The sequence below is a fragment of the Pseudoalteromonas sp. SG45-2 genome, assembly GCF_014164115.1.
In the GTDB taxonomy this organism is placed as follows: domain Bacteria; phylum Pseudomonadota; class Gammaproteobacteria; order Enterobacterales; family Alteromonadaceae; genus Pseudoalteromonas; species Pseudoalteromonas distincta.
On the sequence record NZ_JACJEO010000031.1, the window covers coordinates 1 to 15,649 of the forward strand.

The following is a 15,649-nucleotide window of genomic DNA, read 5'->3' on the forward strand; positions in this document are numbered from 1 at the left end:
TGCTCAGGAAGAAAGTGGCACAAATCGTTTCGTGATGGTGTTTCGTGGATTAATATACAGTATTGCAGCAAAAAATAATTCACTCCCAAAATCGACCATGCTCGAAACTGTCCAGTTCCGCGCAAACCGACCACCGCTGACAACGGTGGTCTTTGACGTTTTGAGATACGAGAAGTTATCTGAAAGCGGGGTTCTAGGTTATTTACTCTGACGAGCTTTTGTCCAAAATGAGTTTGATCGACCGTCTGTTTCTCGCTCATTGTTGCCTGTCAGGTTAAGTCTAGTGAAATAGATTGCATTGCATAATTAAAGTTTTTATATTGTTCGGCAATATTTTATTTGGTGCTAATAAAGCACTGCGTGCAAAGGAAAGCATGTGAATTATAAAAAAATGTACTATCCAGTTAAGGCGCTTGCTGTTTTATCTTTAGTTGCTGTTGCTATTAAGTACTGGATGCCAACTGAAATTGGCTTTGCGTTTATGCTGTTGCCTTATTTGCTTCTATATTTTTTAGCTAACGCTAAAAACTATAAAAATAAACGGCTCATTTTTATTAGAATTATAGCTGCATTACTTACTATTACTTTAGCGGCAGTACTTGTCTTTGGTATTGAACCTGACCCTCAAGCTGGGATTGGTATTATGTTTTTGCTGATAATGCAGCTAGCTGCAATTAGTGCCTCTGAATTTATTATATTATTCTTTTATATTGATAATGATTAAAAAGCAAACTGCTCATTTACAGTTATTACTGTTTAGTTGCTGTGTGGTTTGAACTTAGTAAAGACTAAGCTCTTCTGTAATCTAATTTTAAAGTTAAAAAAACCTAAAAGCGGTTACCCACTTTTAGGTTTTTTAATGTACTAGTATTTAAGGCTAAATTAGCTATTGATCATAATACATTTGATATTCACAAATTCGCGCATACCAAAGCCGCCGTGCTCTCGGCCGTAGCCACTTTCTTTAACACCACCAAACGGTAGGTTAGGTTGTGCTAAACCGTAGCCGTTAATATTGATCATGCCTGTGTCAAAGTACTTTTTAGCTAGTTCAATGGCTTTTTTCTCATCTTTAGAGAAAATACCGCCGCCTAAACCGTAGCGAGAGTCGTTAGCGATGCGCATTGCATCGTCGTTGTCTTTGGCTTTAATAAGCGAAGCTACTGGGCCAAATAATTCGTCGTCATAGGCTGGCATACCAGGGGCTAAGTTATCTAGTAGAGTAGGTGGGTAGTAGTAGCCCGTTTGCGAAGGTATTTCGCCGCCCGTTACTATGTTTGCACCTGCTTTAACTGATTCCATGACTTGGTCGTGAATGCCGTCGCGTAAATCTTCACGTGCCATTGGACCTAAATCTGTGTCGTCTGCCATTGGGTCGCCCATTTTCATGGCTTCAAATTGTTCTTTAATTTGCGCTTTAAAGTCATCATATAGTGACTCTACAACAACAAAACGTTTAGCTGAAACACACGTTTCACCGTTATTGATCATGCGCCCGGTTACACAGGTTTTAACTGCAAGCTCAAGGTCTGCGTCATCAAGTACTAAGTAAGCGTCGTTACTACCAAGCTCTAACACTGTTTTCTTAACGTGTTTACCTGCTTCTTCTGCTACTTTTTTACCTGTTGCATCACTACCGGTAAAGGTTACGCCGCTAATTGCTTTGTGCGAAATTAAAGAACTGGCTGTTTTGCCGTCGATAAGTAAATTGTTAAAGCAATACTCTGGGAAACCAGCTTGTTTAAATAGCTCTTCTATTTTTTCAGCCATGCCAAATACATTACCAGCATGCTTTAATACGGTTGTGTTACCCGCCATGATGTTAGCAGCGCTGTAGCGAATTACCTGATAAAGCGGAAAGTTCCACGGTTGAATACCTAATAGTACACCTGTTGGTTGGTAGCTGATGATTGCGCGGCCGCCGTCCATATCACGTTCTTCGTCAGCAAGTACTTGTGGGCCTTGTTCGGCTGTATAACGACAAATTCCTGCACATAGTTCAACTTCTTGAAAGCCTTGCTCGTAAACTTTACCCATTTCTTCGGTCATGAGTTTTGCAATAGCTTCTTTTTGATCTTCAAAGAGTGAGGCTAACTTATTAAGGTATTTTGCACGTTCAGTGAATGACGTTAATCGCCATTTTAAATATGTTTCGTGAGATTTTTCGATTACCTGTTCTGCTTCCTTTTGAGAAAGTAGTGTATAGGTTTCAATGGTTTGCTCAGTTGCGGGATTAATCGTTTTAACTGTGTTACTCATTTCTATCTCCTTACAAATTTAGTTATTTAAAAGGTGCAAGGCTAGAGCCAGTTTTTATAAAAAGTTGATTTTGTTTTTATCCATCTGATTTTATTAATTAAATTTATATTTTTGCTGAAGGAGGATTTTTTAAATATAAAAATTGAGGTGCTCGAGGCAGTAAAATATTCTGGGCGTTGCAAAATTTACAACACCCTCTGGGGCAAACACAGAGCTTTATATTAGCTCCTTTGCAATGCGCTTTAATAAGTAAGTTTCTCGTAAAATAGAAAGCCCTTGTTTTTCACTGTTAGCAATGGTGCGCTCGTTATGTGCAATTGCGTCGTTAATATCAACCCATTTAGCTGTCATGCCATTTTGCTGCTCGTAATGCTCTAACTGCGCTTTGCCAAACTCGTCGGCTATACTGCATACAAAGCAATACGATTTAATATGAATAATATCAAAATCGTCCTTATACCAAGGGCGATACTCTTCATAGAGTCCAAAAGCTTCAACTACACTTATTTGTTGTGCACCGGTTTCCTCGCTTAGTTCGCGAATTAAGCCTTGCTCAATACTTTCGCCGTCATCTACTCCACCGCCGGGTAGGCTGTAGTCTTCATAACGGTTTGTATACATTAAAAGTATTTTATTATTTTTAATTACAATGGCGCGAGCTGTTAAGCGTGTAAATTGAGTACCTTGGTCAATATTAATACCTGAATGTATTAAGGTTTTTAATTGCTGCATTTCGTCTCCTTTTTTAGGTTTTTAATAATAATAGTTGCTACCATTCTATAAATAGAAACGATTTTAATTATTAATCATAATTTGTGATCGATTTTTTTCAGCATACGTAAATGTTAGGTTGGTAACATTAATAGCATTTAATCGCTTAAGTTTATTTTAAAAATTAGATTCTGGGCGCACCTTTAAATTAATATCAAGGATGCGTAGAATAAGAAAAAAGCATAGGGATTTATCATGTTAGACATACTTTTAGTAGATGACGACGTTGAATTTAGTGACGTTGTTTGCCACATAGTCGAATTCCTCGGCCACAATATAAGCACAGCTACCAGTTTAAAAGAAGCACATCAATGGTTTGAAAATAATGCCTTTGATCATGTGCTGCTTGATTTTATGCTGCCTGATGGTAGCGGTTTGCACTTACTTGATCACTTAAAAACGATTGGGCAATCTCCAAAAATTACACTTATTTCGGGCCATCCTTCAGTTAAAGGTATTTTAGCTGATATGTGTGAGCCAAATGTAGGGCATTTATTAAAACCATTACAACGTGAAGATTTAGAACTCGTTTTAAATGGCCCTAAAAAAGCAGTTAAAAAAGCAAAGTCGAGCGGTATTGTACGCCACTTTGGCGGTTTAATTGGTGAATCTGAGCCAATGCAAAAGCTTTACAACATGATTGAACGCGTAGCTAAAACAAATGCTAACGTGATGCTTATGGGTGAAAGTGGTGCAGGTAAAGAAGTAGTGGCTCAAGCTATTCATAACGCAAGCCAGTGCGAAGGGCCATTAGTTGCTAGCAACTGTGGCGCACTTTCAAAAGAGTTAATTGGTAGTGAGTTATTTGGCCACGAAAAAGGCGCATTTACAGGCGCAATTGCACGTAAAGAAGGTGTATTTGAGCAATCAAATAACGGTACTTTGTTTTTAGATGAAGTAACTGAAATGCCAATTGATATGCAGCCAAATTTACTGCGAGTGCTTGAAACTAAAAAGGTAACACGCGTAGGTGGTAACAGAGAAATACCAACCAATTGCCGTGTTATTTCAGCTACTAACCGCTCGCTTACCGATTTGGCACAAAATAATGTTATTCGTGAAGATATTTACTTTAGGTTGGCTGTTTTTCCTATTGATATACCGCCACTTCGCGATAGAAAAGAAGATGTACCTTTATTAGCGAAAGCCTTTTTAGATCAACTTAATGACGAAAACGGCACTGCCTTTAGTTGGACTGCCGCACAGCTCAAAGAGCTGCAAAGCTATGAATGGCCGGGTAATGTGCGAGAGCTCCGCCATGCTATACACCGTGCATTTATTATGAGCGACCCACAAACCAGCGACATTATTTTACCTGATAACTTAGAGTCACCCTTTTCGCGCGTCAATAATCAAGCTGCCGAAAAGCCTGTATCAGCAGGGCAAACAATTGAAGAAGTTGAAAAAGAACTTATTCATGCAACGCTTGATAAGGTGCAAGGTAATAAAACGCTTGCTGCACAAATGCTTGGTATTAGTACTAAAACACTTTATAACCGCCTTAATGCATATGGCGGTATTGGCGAATATAAATAGATTTGAGGAAGGGCATGACATCCGATAACCAAACAGAGCAACTCAATAAATTAGTACACGATGCAAGAGGGCCGCTAAATCGTATTTCGATGAATGCTGAGCTGATTAAATTGGTACTTGAAAACGATATGCCAAAAGAAAAAGCGTTAGATGCACTTGATAAAATTATCAATAATTGCCAACAGTGCAGCGAAAGTTTGCAAAAAATATCAGACTCTCAATAAATATTAAGTGTTGTATAAACTTTAATTCGGGAAGCTAAATGAGCAAGAAAAAACAGCAAGGTAAAGCGAATATCACTTGGGCAACATTTATGGTGGTTGTGCTAGGTATTATTGTGGGCAACGCATTTTTAGCATTGAATACGATTCAAGGCTTAACACAAACCCAAAAAAGTTTAGACAACACTAGCATGCTAACCACTGCAATTGAGAAGCTGCATCTATCCATAGTGCAGGCTGAGTCTGGGCAGCGTGGTTATTTATTGACAGAAGAGACTGACTATTTAACGCCGTACTACGATGCTGTAGGCCAAATTGAAGCGCAAACAGATCATGTCAAGTCGCTTCACTCTGAGATTGACGGTCAAGCTGAGCGTATAGCCCAGTTGTTAGTTCTTGTAGATAGTAAAATTAAAGAATTAAAACAAACTGTAAACCTTGCGCTAGATGACAAAGAAAGACGTGCGTTGTATGTATTAAATACGCATAAAGGAAGAAAGCTTTATAAGCAAATTAGAGAGTATGTTAATGAAATTCAAGACCGTGAATTACTCTTTAAAGTAAGCCATTTTTCTAAATTAGCACAGATTAAAAATGAAGCTAAAATTACATTCGCTATAACAGCAATAACGAGTGCGTTACTGATTATTGGTATGTTTATTATGACGCGCCTTAATTTAAGAAATGCAGCACAATATCGTTTTGAGCTTGAAAAACAAAACGAAACATTAGCAATGAAGGTTTCTGAGCGGACACAAGAGCTAACATTATATTCAGATGAATTGAGCCGTAGTAACCGAGAGCTTGAAGAGTTTGCTTTTGTAGCAAGCCATGATTTACAAGAACCTCTTAGAAAAATCCAAGCCTTTAGCGACCGTCTTGAAACCATGTTTAAAGATGAATTGGGTGAAAAGGGGATGGATTACATTGGGCGCATGAAAAATGCAGCGCAGCGTATGTCTAACTTGATTAACGACTTATTAGAGTTTTCGCGAATTACAACGCGTGGTAAAGATTTTGATGACACGAATTTAAATGAAGTTGTAGCTGATATATTAAGTGATTTAGAGATTGCGATAAAAGAGTCTGAAGCACAAATTGATGTAGATGATTTACCAGTTATTCAGGCCGATAAAAGCCAAATGCAGCAGCTGTTTTTAAACTTGTTGTCGAACGCTGTTAAATTTAGGCGTCCCGACGTAAACCCACACATAAAAATTAGTTATCAAGATGAAGATATTTTCAGCTCTGATCATAATACTCATTTAAGTTTTCAAGTTATTACCATAGAAGATAACGGTATTGGTTTTTCACAAGACTATGCCGATAAAATATTTGTACCGTTTCAACGCTTACATGGACGCTCACAATATAAAGGCACGGGTATTGGCCTTTCTGTATGTAGGCGTATTGTGGAGCGCCACGGCGGAACAATTACAGCCCAAAGTAAAGACGGTGAAGGTGCAACCTTTATTATAAAACTACCTGTGGAAGCTGAGCTTTTCACATTGCAAGGAGAGGCTTAAATGCCCTATTCAAAAGTAAAACCGATTACTATTTTAATGGCAGACGACGATGAAGATGATCGTTTGTTAACACAAGATGCCCTTGCTGAAAGTCGTGTACTTAACGAGCTTCACTTTGTTGAAGATGGCGTTGAGTTGCTTGAGTATTTAGAGCGTAAAGGTAAGTTTGAAGACAAAGCAGTTTCGCCGCGTCCTGGACTTATATTACTTGATTTAAATATGCCTAGAATGGATGGCCGTGAAGCGCTTGAAGCTATAAAAGGAAACCCTAACTTAAAGGGAATTCCGGTTGTTATATTAACTACGTCTAAACAAGAAGAAGACATGGTTAAAGGGTATAACTTAGGTGCTGCATCTTACATTACAAAACCAGTAACGTTTGATGGTTTGGTTGATTTGATGAAAACGCTAGGAAAATACTGGGTAGAATTTGTAGAGCTACCGACAACATTTAACGATTAATGGAGATTGTATGTTAGATAAAGTGACTCAGTTGCTGCTTGTAGAAGACGATGAAGATGATTACATACTCACCTGCGACTATCTGGACCAATTGGATTCACACACGTTTAACATTCAATGGATAAGCTCTCCAGAGCAGGCAATTGCAACGCTTAGTAAAAATGAGCACGACATTTGCCTGCTTGATTACCGCTTGGGTGCATCGAATGGTTTAGATGTATTAAAAGAAGCAATTGCCAATGGCTTTAGCGGTCCCATTATTATGCTTACCGGGCAGTCAAACGACGAGTTAGACTCGGCGGCGCTTGATGCCGGTGCAGTAGATTACTTAATTAAAACAGAAATGAGTTCGAGCCGCTTTGCGCGAGCTATTCGTTATGCTTTGGCACGTAAAGATGTTGAAGGCGAGAGAGTAGAGCGCTTAAAAGCTGAAGCCGAAAACCGTTCAAAAGATCGATTTTTAGCTCATTTGAGCCATGAGTTACGTACTCCTCTATCGTCTATTTTAGGCTACACCGAACTGTTAATGCAGAGCGATTTTAGTCAGCAAGCTGAAAATGAATTGGGTGTTATTTATCGAAACGGTAAACACTTATTGAGCTTGTTAAACGACGTGCTCGACTTATCTAAAATAGCAGCCGATAAACTGGAGCTGACCCTAAGCGAAGTTAACCTTGATAGCATGCTTGCCGATGTATACACGCTAATGCGCGTATCGGTGCTTGATAAGGGCCTTACGCTGCGCTTTGAATCACATCAGCCATTACCTTTGGTTGCACGACTGGATGCAACAAGAGTTCGTCAAATTTTAATAAATCTAATAAACAATGCGGTTAAATTTACCGATAAAGGCGAAATTGTTGTTAATGCGTGGATGCAATGGGTTGATGATCGCGAAATGCTATTTTTTAGCATTAAAGATTCAGGTATGGGCATTGCCCCTGAAAAACAAGAACTTATATTTAAGCCATTTGAACAAATAGCAGATGTAGAATCACGCTCTGTAGGTGGCGCAGGCTTAGGTTTGGCAATATGTGCTGAATTGTTAGCGCGTATGCACGGTGCTATTAGTTTGCACTCTGAAATAGGCAAAGGTTCTACATTTACGATTTCGGTATATCCAGGTGATATTAGCGAAGTAGAACGACAAGTACTTAATTTTAGTAGTGCCCCACAATTACAAAGTAAATCGGCTCCATGCAAAGTGCATGGGCGAGTATTAGTGGTTGATGATTTACGTGATTTACGCATGTTAGTTGGTCATATGATCAGTACCTGTGGTGCGCGCGTAGATTATGCCGAACATGGCCAGCAAGCACTTGAAAAAGTACGCATAGCAGATGCGTATAAAGCGCCTTACGATATTATTTTTATTGATATTCATATGCCTGTAATGGGCGGCAAGGAAGCTACCATAGAGCTTAGAAAAATGGGCTACAAAGGCCCAATAATTGCGCTCACTGCAGCTACTATGAAAGGCATACATGAGGAGCTTGCTGCACTTGGTTTTAACGATGTAATACCAAAGCCTGTTGATAGCGCGGCTTTATATCAATGTTTGCAAGATTACTTGGTAGCGCCAGAGCATGCACCGCAAGCTAAAGATATAAATTGTAGTAATGGCTTAACCGAGAAAAAGCAGCGCTTTTTACTTGTGGAAGACGATCATGATGCAGCGCAAATTACGCAACTACTTTTAGAAAGTTTAGGCGTTGAAACCGTCATTGCGTCTAGCTGCGCACAATGTTTGCAAATACTTAATCACGACCAGCAATTTAATAAGGTATTGTTAGATATGCATTTACCTGATGGTCGTGGCGTTGACTTAGGCCAGCAAATTAATGAACGATACTCTGAATTACGTTTAGTGATTGTAAGTGGCGCAGAGCCAGATCCAAGAGAAATAAAAGATTTAAATATTGACCGAGTTTTACTTAAACCTATTAATTTGAGCTTACTTGAAACGCTTATTAGCTAGGGCCTGTTTATCTTTCGAGGTTAAATTTGCAGCAGTTTATTTGGTATTTAGGCAAGGCAGAGTCTATGTAGTGTGGTTATTCCTCATAAATAGGCGATAACGTAGCACAAATGCCAAATATGCGCTGCCCGAAGGGTTCTGTCCAGGGGCTATTTACTCTTTGTTGCTCGGTTTTTACTTATTCTTACAGGGATGTAAGTCAGTAGAATAACGCAGGAGCAGTTATCGAGCCCACTAGGTTACAAATCTCGCGTCGCGATTAAATAGCCCCTAGATTGAACAAATTTTAATCCTGAAAGGTCAACAGGTCCAATAACTGAGACATTATTTATATGCATTCAATAAAGTTAGTATCTGAAGAATTAACACCATCAAAAGTAGTGTGTGTTGGTCGTAATTATACCGCACACATTGCAGAGCTAAATAACGAAACGCCAGATCAAATGGTTTTATTTAATAAGCCAAATAGCGCAATTACTAATACGTTATTTGCAGCTCACAACGGCGATACGCTGCATTATGAAACCGAGCTAAGTTTTGTAGTTAAAGATAAAAAATTTGCAGGTGTTGGACTCGGCCTTGATTTAACTAAGCGTACTGTGCAAAGTAAATTAAAAAATAAAGGGCTTCCATGGGAGCGCGCTAAAGCGTTCGACGGCTCTGTAATTTTAACTGATTTTGTAGCGCTAACTGATGCAATGAAGCACTTTACCTTTGAACTTAAAATTAATAATGAAGTGATTCAGCGAGGTGATACTCATTTTATGCTGCACAACCCTGACTCAATTTTACAAGAAATTAGTGAATTTATGAGCTTAGAAGACGGTGATGTAATAATGACAGGTACACCGTCGGGCGTAGGTGAGGTAACAGCTAAAAGTATTTTTGCAGTGGCGCTTTATGCTAATGATCAGTGTTTGCTTGAGCATCAGTGGCAAGTAAGTAAAAATTAATGACTTGCTGTTGGTAGTGTTTATCAAAGTCAGTAAAGGTGGTTTTAAGCCAATTATGCTGACTTTGTTGATACTCAGGCGATTGAAGTACATTATTTTTTAATGCGCGGTTAATTTTTTTAAGGGCTTGCTCTGCAAAATTATTAGGTGCTTTAGCCGCACAGCCTATTGCTCCTCTTATAAATTGAATGTCATTTTCTGCAATTGGCACACTTTCTATATTCGTATACTCCCCTTGTTTATTAAAGTAATCAGCCATAAACGGGTAATCAATTGAGTAGTCTAAAAAGCCGTGACTCAAGCGTGCTATAACAGCCTGACTTTCATTTTCGCTACTCCAACTTAACGAAGACTCTTTATCTCGTTTTGTATTTTCAATAATTGTATTAATTTTAGTTGTAAATTTACGTGCAGCCGCTTGCCCGTATACATATTGCGGGTCGGTTAATAAATTAATAAGGTGAATAGGCGAGCCGTGCTTTTCTTCTAATTGCGGCTTTAGCTCTTTAGTCGTGATAATTGAAAATGGGGGATATACCGTTGTTGGATTTGAGTAGTTAAGTTGTTGGTTATTATTTTTTTTATAAATAACACACGGAAAACATACATTTTTCCCTTCATTTAAATATTTATTTATACGCTGCTGAGGAACAATTAAGCGAGTATGTTTTACATCAGTTATGGTTCTAATGAGTTGCTCGGTTAGGTTGTCGCAAATACCGCCTTGTGGTGCGCTTTCACTTTTAGCTATATGAAAAGGGGGCGTGTAACTTTGCAGCCAAATAATCTCTTCTAGAGGTTGTACTTTTTGCTCAACGGCGTGCGCGTTGAATACAATTAATAAGCAAAATGCATAGTATCCGTTTTTCAGCATTGATAAGTGTTCGTTGAATTAAGAAAACTTAATAAAAGTATAGTGTTGGTTGTAGTAGGGTCAAATATTTTAGTTAAAAAGCAACCTCATTCAAGGCTGCTTTTAACTCATACATGCTTAATAAGGCATCGGATGGTTTCTAAATATGGTGTTAATCTCACTAAGAATTTCGTCGTTTAGCGTTATGCTAAATGCGTCTATATCTTCCTTTAATTGAGCTATAGATGTTGCCCCAATAATTGAAGAAGTTACGCCATCTACTTGGTTACACCATGCTAAGGCTAGTTGTGCTGGAGTAATATTGTTTGCATGAGCCAGCTCAACATACTGCTTAGTTGCTTGCTCTGCATTGGGTGTATCTCTAAAAATACCGTTACGCTGCATGAAGGTCCAACGAGAACCTTCTGGGCGAGCACCGTTTAGGTATTTTCCCGTTAATAAACCGGCTGCTAAAGGCGACCACGGTAAGTAGGCAATATCTTCGTGTACACATTGTTCTATTAAATACGGCCAGTCTTTAGCGTGCGCTAAGCTAAACTCATTTTGAATAGATACCATACGCGGTAAGTTATGCTCTTTGGCCAAACTTAAAAACTGGCTTATACCCCATGGCGTATCGTCAGATAAACCGCAGTGCTTAATTTTACCTGCTTTAACACATTCATTAAGGCCTTCTAGAATATCAAGCATACTAGCTTGCTGCTCTTGTGTATTTACGTCGGTAAATTTAAGAGTGCCGGGCCATTGTCTGCCAAAGTGAGGGGTAGAGCGGTTTGGCCAATGTAGTTGATATAAATCAATGTAGTCTGTTTGAAGTCGCTTAAGTGAATCATCCACGGCTTCTATTACTGTTTGGCGAGTAATATTGCCGCCATCACGTACCCACGATAATCCATTGCCTGCAATTTTTGTAGCTAGTACCACATCGCTGCGCTTTTGCTGATTACGCGATAGCCAATTGCCAATAATTTCCTCGGTTTTACCATAGGTCTCTGGCGAAGGAGGTACAGCATACATTTCGGCTGTATCAATAAAGTTTACGCCTTGCTCTAGCGCGTAGGCTATTTGTTCATCAGCGTCGCTTTGAGTATTTTGTTTACCCCAAGTCATACTCCCTAGGCACACTCGAGATACGTTTACGCCACTGCTACCTAGTGGGTTGTATTGCATAAAAATTCCTTAACTAAATTAGTTTTGAGCATGGCTGATTAAAGCCGATAAAAGAGGCTCGGAGATTGGGGCTTTTTGCCCTGTAGTAAAATCAAACATTACAACTTTAGATGCACCCGTAGTCGTTATTGCTTTTTGTGCATGGCTGTAAACTGTGTAGTTCATGGTAAAGCGATCTGTTTTAAGATCTGTAATTGTAACGCCTACAGTGAGTGTGTCGGGAAAAGTTACTGGGCGTTTATAGCGAACGTTATTTTCGCTTATTACTGGGCCCACACCGTTTGGGCTTATTGTGTCGAACAAATTTATTTTATTTAAAAAGTCGATTCGGGCTATTTCAAAGTAACGTAAATACACTACATTATTTACGTGTTGTAGCGCATCCATATCAGCCCATGCTACGGTGATATCGGTATGAATAGGGTGCTGATCTTTAAACGTTTGCATTATTTATTGGCCCTTGATTTTTAAAGTACTTAGATTATCAACATGGTGTTACGAGCTCAAGGTAATTAATGGCATGTTTTTTTTATAAGATGATTGTACCTGTTTAATTTTAGGTCTACAGTTAAATTACACAGACACACAAAAACACACACAAAGGTAATAATATGCAGAATATAATTAATTGGTCCTTAGCTTGTTTGGTTTTTATAGCCTCTTTTACCTGTTACGCGATGGGGAATGAATCTGGCGCTATCATTTTAATGTTGGCAGGATTTTTATTTGAGGTTATGTATTGGCTACGTGGTTATAAGAGATCGGAGGACAATAAACACTTTTTTTAATCGTTAACTAGTAGGGCCTGTTGACCTTTCAGGATTAAAATTTGTTCAATCTAGGGGCTATTTAATCGCGGCGCGAGGTTTGTGACCTAGTGGGCTAAGTAAAAACCGAGCAAAGCTTCCGCGTCCTGCTCACGCCCCTTACCTACATCCATGTAGGCAACAAAGAGTAAATTGCCCCTAGGCAGAACCCTTCGGGCAGCGTATGTTTGGCATTTGTGCTACGTTATCGCCTATTTATGGGGAATAACCACACTACATAGGCTCTGCCTTGCCTAAATACCAAACATACTGCTGCAAATTTAACCTCGAAAGATAAACAGGCCCTAGGCTTGCTTATCACATTTGATTCTATAATAATGACTGTATAAATAACCAGTTTTTGTTGTGGTGATGAAGAAGTTTATTCACATAGACATGGATTGCTTTTATGCAGCAGTAGAAATGCGAGATAATCCAAAACTTGCATGTGTACCGCTTGCTATTGGAGGCAATAGCCGACGAGGCGTGCTCTCAACCGCTAACTATATAGCTAGAGAGTATGGCGTGCGATCGGCTATGTCGAACTATCATGCTAAACAATTATGCCCCGATTTAGTTATTGTCCCAGGGCGCATGGCTGTATACAAAGAAGCTTCAAACCAAATACGTGAAGTATTTAGCCGCTATACAAACTTAATTGAACCCCTTTCTTTAGACGAAGCCTACCTAGATGTAACAGACAGCACCGCTTGTAAAGGCAGTGCCACACTTATTGCACAGCAAATAAGAGCCGATATTTACAATACTACAGGGCTCACTGCATCAGCTGGTATTGCACCGATTAAATTTATTGCCAAAATAGCCAGTGACGAAAATAAACCGAATGGTCAATTTGTCGTTTTGCCTGATGAGGTCGATGACTTTTTAGCGCAATTACCGCTTGGGAAAATTCCAGGAGTGGGCAAAGTAACGCTCGAAAAGCTAAATTTAAAAGGCTTATATACCGGCAAGGATGTACGTGAAAAAGGCGTTAACTGGATGCAGCAACATGTGGGTAATTTTGGTGTGTCGCTTTATCAAAAATGTGCAGGTGAGTATGTTGGTAAAGTATCCACAGATCGTATAAGAAAATCGCTGAGTGTTGAACATACCTACGAGTACAACAAAACAAGTTTGCAAGAGTGCTTAGATGAGCTGCCAAGATTGTTAGAGGAATTAGTTTTAAGGCTAAATAAACAGCAGTTACAAAACCGTATTAATAAATTGAGTGTTAAGGTGAAGTTTGCAAATTTTGTAGTGACCTCAGCCGATCAGGTATATCACGAGCTCAACACAGAGATACTTGTTCAACTACTTACTAAGGCCTATCAGCGTGGGCTACAACAGCCTGTAAGATTACTTGGCATAGGCGTTGGCATTAAAAACGAGCCAGAGCAAAACTTCCAACTTAGTATTCTCGATTAAGCTGTAAAGCCTGTAACTCCAAGTTGCCATTTATTGATAGGTTATGTGATTAGCTCATCGCTCCTTGCTGGTCTTCAATATTTAAATCGACGATAATAGGGGCTTATGTTTTCTAACAGGACCTTATTTATGGCATACCCTCAAGCGGTTAGTGCAAGCCTTGAATGCACATCTCATGATGCGCTTATTATTATTAGTAATGACTTTTCTCAGTTACCAAATAACTCATTACGTGATGCTATTTTAGCTCAAGCAAACGTAGATTCTCGCATCGGTAAGCAAGTTACTTTATTAGTAATTGAAAACAAGCGCGTTGTACTTGCGCCAACCGGTCCGTTAAATAGAGATTACGACGACGTGCGTCGTTATTTTGATGCTGCTAAATTAGCAATTAACGAAGCAAAAGCGTCGGGCAGTGTTAACCCTGCATTATTTTTACCAAATTTAAATGGCGATAGCCGTTATCAGCATGCTTTAGAAGTTGCTTATTTAGGCGCTTGCCAAGCCTTATGGCAGCCATTAGAAGCGCGTGAATATCACGGTGAAAGCATTGAACCAATTACACAGATTGGTTTAGTTGGCGCAAGCGAGCAAACTATTAAAGCTGTTAATGCAATTGCAGCAGGCCAATATGCAGCGCGTGACCTGTGTGGCACTGAACCTGAGCGTATGGCTCCCCCACGTTTTGCTGATTACTGCGTTGAATTGTTTAAAGGCTCAAACATTGCAGTTGACGTAATTGATGATATTGCAGCTATTGATAAAAACTACCCAATGCTAAGTACAGTTGCTCGCGCATCGTATGCAGTTGAGCGCCATCACCCACGTGTTGTTAAGCTTGAATATGTACCCGAGGGCGAAATTACTCGCACACTTATGTTTGTAGGTAAGGGCCTTGTATACGATACAGGCGGTGCAGATTTAAAAGTAGGCGGCCATATGGCAGGCATGAGCCGTGATAAAGGCGGCGCAGCTTCTGTTGCGGGCTTTATGAAAGCCGTTGCTGATTATCAGCCTAAAGGCGTTAAAGTGGTCTCGTACTTAGCTGTTGTTCGTAACTCTATTGGCTCAGATTGTTTTGTGCCAGATGAAATTATTACTAGCCGTGAAGGTGTTCGTGTACGTATTGGTAATACCGATGCAGAAGGGCGTTTAGCAATGGGCGACCTGCTTAGCGAAATGAAAGATTTAGCTAAAGGTGAGGTTAATCCAACGTTATTTACTGTAGCTACATTAACGGGTCATGCAGCTCGCGCAATGGGTCCTTACGGTGCGTATGTTGAAAATGGTCCAGCTCGTAGTGCTGGTGTTTCACGTCAAATAGCTGACCTTGGAGATTTGTGGGCCGATGGCGCTGAAGTATCGCGTTCACGCCGTGAAGACTACGACTTTATTAAACCACGTACGCTAGCTGACGATGTTTTATCTAGCAATAACGCAGCATCTGCCGTTACTGCTCGTGGACATCAGTTCCCTATGGCGTTTATGGCTATTGTTGGTGGGCTTGATAAGCACGGTAATGACTCTGCACAGCCTCTACCTTATGTTCATATGGATATTGCAGGTAGCGGTGTTGAAGGCGGTGATTGGCAGCATGGTAAGCCAACAGCTGCATCAGTAACGAGCTTGTTTGCACGTTATTGTTTGTAAGCTAAAAACTTACATGTA

At 39.7% G+C, this 15,649-nt stretch carries 15 protein-coding genes; 10 read left to right on the forward strand and 5 right to left on the reverse strand.

The genetic code is table 11. The features are described from left to right. Together H5116_RS20235 and H5116_RS18245 are read left to right on the forward strand one after the other, a co-directional pair. Window positions 1-211 (forward strand): hypothetical protein (locus tag H5116_RS20235; RefSeq protein ID WP_220487492.1); only part of this gene is annotated, 211 nt, incomplete at its 5' end. 165 nt (window positions 212-376) lie between these two features. Beyond that, window positions 377-724: a hypothetical protein gene (locus tag H5116_RS18245; RefSeq protein ID WP_182695737.1), complete on the forward strand. Its 348-nt coding sequence runs from the start codon at window positions 377-379 to the stop codon at window positions 722-724. A 158-nt stretch (window positions 725-882) separates the two neighbouring features. On the opposite strand, the gene H5116_RS18250 is transcribed toward H5116_RS18245, so the two are convergent. Together H5116_RS18250 and H5116_RS18255 are read right to left on the reverse strand one after the other, a co-directional pair. Beyond that, window positions 883-2,259: an NAD-dependent succinate-semialdehyde dehydrogenase gene (locus H5116_RS18250; protein ID WP_182672851.1), complete on the reverse strand. Its 1,377-nt coding sequence runs from the start codon at window positions 2,257-2,259 to the stop codon at window positions 883-885. 216 nt (window positions 2,260-2,475) lie between these two features. Continuing rightward, entirely contained in the window at window positions 2,476-2,991 is a 516-nt protein-coding gene (locus H5116_RS18255; RefSeq protein WP_182716784.1) for an NUDIX hydrolase, read from the reverse strand. A gap of 234 nt (window positions 2,992-3,225) precedes the next feature. On the opposite strand from H5116_RS18255, the gene H5116_RS18260 reads away from it, so the two are divergent. The 6 genes from H5116_RS18260 to H5116_RS18285 all read left to right on the forward strand — a co-directional run bounded on the left by H5116_RS18260 (window position 3,226) and on the right by H5116_RS18285 (window position 9,706). Beyond that, window positions 3,226-4,566, forward strand: a complete 1,341-nt coding sequence (locus H5116_RS18260) for a sigma-54 dependent transcriptional regulator (protein WP_039485084.1) — start codon at window positions 3,226-3,228, stop codon at window positions 4,564-4,566. Between the two features lie 14 nt (window positions 4,567-4,580). Further along, a complete protein-coding gene (locus H5116_RS18265) occupies window positions 4,581-4,790 on the forward strand; it encodes a histidine kinase (protein WP_039485081.1) in 210 nt (69 codons plus the stop codon). A 38-nt stretch (window positions 4,791-4,828) separates the two neighbouring features. Further along, on the forward strand, window positions 4,829-6,313 hold the full coding sequence (locus H5116_RS18270) for an ATP-binding protein (RefSeq protein ID WP_182716785.1): 1,485 nt from the start codon (window positions 4,829-4,831) through the stop codon (window positions 6,311-6,313). Beyond that, complete coding sequence (locus tag H5116_RS18275; RefSeq protein ID WP_039485075.1) at window positions 6,314-6,775, forward strand: response regulator; 462 nt, start codon at window positions 6,314-6,316, stop codon at window positions 6,773-6,775. It abuts the gene before it with no gap. Window positions 6,776-6,785: 10 nt separating this feature from the next. Further along, a complete protein-coding gene (locus H5116_RS18280) occupies window positions 6,786-8,753 on the forward strand; it encodes a hybrid sensor histidine kinase/response regulator (RefSeq protein WP_182716786.1) in 1,968 nt (655 codons plus the stop codon). A gap of 332 nt (window positions 8,754-9,085) precedes the next feature. Next, window positions 9,086-9,706, forward strand: a complete 621-nt coding sequence (locus H5116_RS18285; RefSeq protein WP_182716787.1) for a fumarylacetoacetate hydrolase family protein — start codon at window positions 9,086-9,088, stop codon at window positions 9,704-9,706. Here the strand turns inward: H5116_RS18285 and H5116_RS18290 are convergent. From H5116_RS18290 to H5116_RS18300, 3 genes are all read right to left on the reverse strand, one after another. Further along, entirely contained in the window at window positions 9,657-10,580 is a 924-nt protein-coding gene (locus tag H5116_RS18290) for an ABC transporter substrate-binding protein (RefSeq protein WP_149602191.1), read from the reverse strand. The genes H5116_RS18285 and H5116_RS18290 overlap by 50 nt on opposite strands. A gap of 117 nt (window positions 10,581-10,697) precedes the next feature. Further along, window positions 10,698-11,750 (reverse strand): aldo/keto reductase, encoded by a 1,053-nt coding sequence (locus H5116_RS18295; RefSeq protein ID WP_154903473.1) that lies wholly within the window; start codon window positions 11,748-11,750, stop codon window positions 10,698-10,700. An 18-nt stretch (window positions 11,751-11,768) separates the two neighbouring features. After that, a complete protein-coding gene (locus H5116_RS18300; RefSeq protein ID WP_002958095.1) occupies window positions 11,769-12,197 on the reverse strand; it encodes a thioesterase family protein in 429 nt (142 codons plus the stop codon). A 731-nt stretch (window positions 12,198-12,928) separates the two neighbouring features. Here H5116_RS18300 and dinB point away from each other — a divergent pair. Both dinB and H5116_RS18310 read left to right on the forward strand, forming a co-directional pair. Further along, window positions 12,929-13,981: a DNA polymerase IV gene (dinB, locus tag H5116_RS18305; RefSeq protein WP_182716788.1), complete on the forward strand. Its 1,053-nt coding sequence runs from the start codon at window positions 12,929-12,931 to the stop codon at window positions 13,979-13,981. Window positions 13,982-14,110: 129 nt separating this feature from the next. Continuing rightward, on the forward strand, window positions 14,111-15,631 hold the full coding sequence (locus tag H5116_RS18310; protein ID WP_002961658.1) for a leucyl aminopeptidase family protein: 1,521 nt from the start codon (window positions 14,111-14,113) through the stop codon (window positions 15,629-15,631). Window positions 15,632-15,649 lie beyond the last annotated feature (18 nt).

Coding starts and splice junctions, on each gene's coding strand:
- H5116_RS18250 (WP_182672851.1), bottom strand. CDS start 2,259: ATGAGTAACACAGTTAAAACGATTAATCCCGCAACTGAGCAAACCATT.
- H5116_RS18255 (WP_182716784.1), bottom strand. CDS start 2,991: ATGCAGCAATTAAAAACCTTAATACATTCAGGTATTAATATTGACCAA.
- H5116_RS18260 (WP_039485084.1), top strand. CDS start 3,226: ATGTTAGACATACTTTTAGTAGATGACGACGTTGAATTTAGTGACGTT.
- H5116_RS18265 (WP_039485081.1), top strand. CDS start 4,581: ATGACATCCGATAACCAAACAGAGCAACTCAATAAATTAGTACACGAT.
- H5116_RS18270 (WP_182716785.1), top strand. CDS start 4,829: ATGAGCAAGAAAAAACAGCAAGGTAAAGCGAATATCACTTGGGCAACA.
- H5116_RS18275 (WP_039485075.1), top strand. CDS start 6,314: ATGCCCTATTCAAAAGTAAAACCGATTACTATTTTAATGGCAGACGAC.
- H5116_RS18280 (WP_182716786.1), top strand. CDS start 6,786: ATGTTAGATAAAGTGACTCAGTTGCTGCTTGTAGAAGACGATGAAGAT.
- H5116_RS18285 (WP_182716787.1), top strand. CDS start 9,086: ATGCATTCAATAAAGTTAGTATCTGAAGAATTAACACCATCAAAAGTA.
- H5116_RS18290 (WP_149602191.1), bottom strand. CDS start 10,580: ATGCTGAAAAACGGATACTATGCATTTTGCTTATTAATTGTATTCAAC.
- H5116_RS18295 (WP_154903473.1), bottom strand. CDS start 11,750: ATGCAATACAACCCACTAGGTAGCAGTGGCGTAAACGTATCTCGAGTG.
- H5116_RS18300 (WP_002958095.1), bottom strand. CDS start 12,197: ATGCAAACGTTTAAAGATCAGCACCCTATTCATACCGATATCACCGTA.
- dinB (WP_182716788.1), top strand. CDS start 12,929: ATGAAGAAGTTTATTCACATAGACATGGATTGCTTTTATGCAGCAGTA.
- H5116_RS18310 (WP_002961658.1), top strand. CDS start 14,111: ATGGCATACCCTCAAGCGGTTAGTGCAAGCCTTGAATGCACATCTCAT.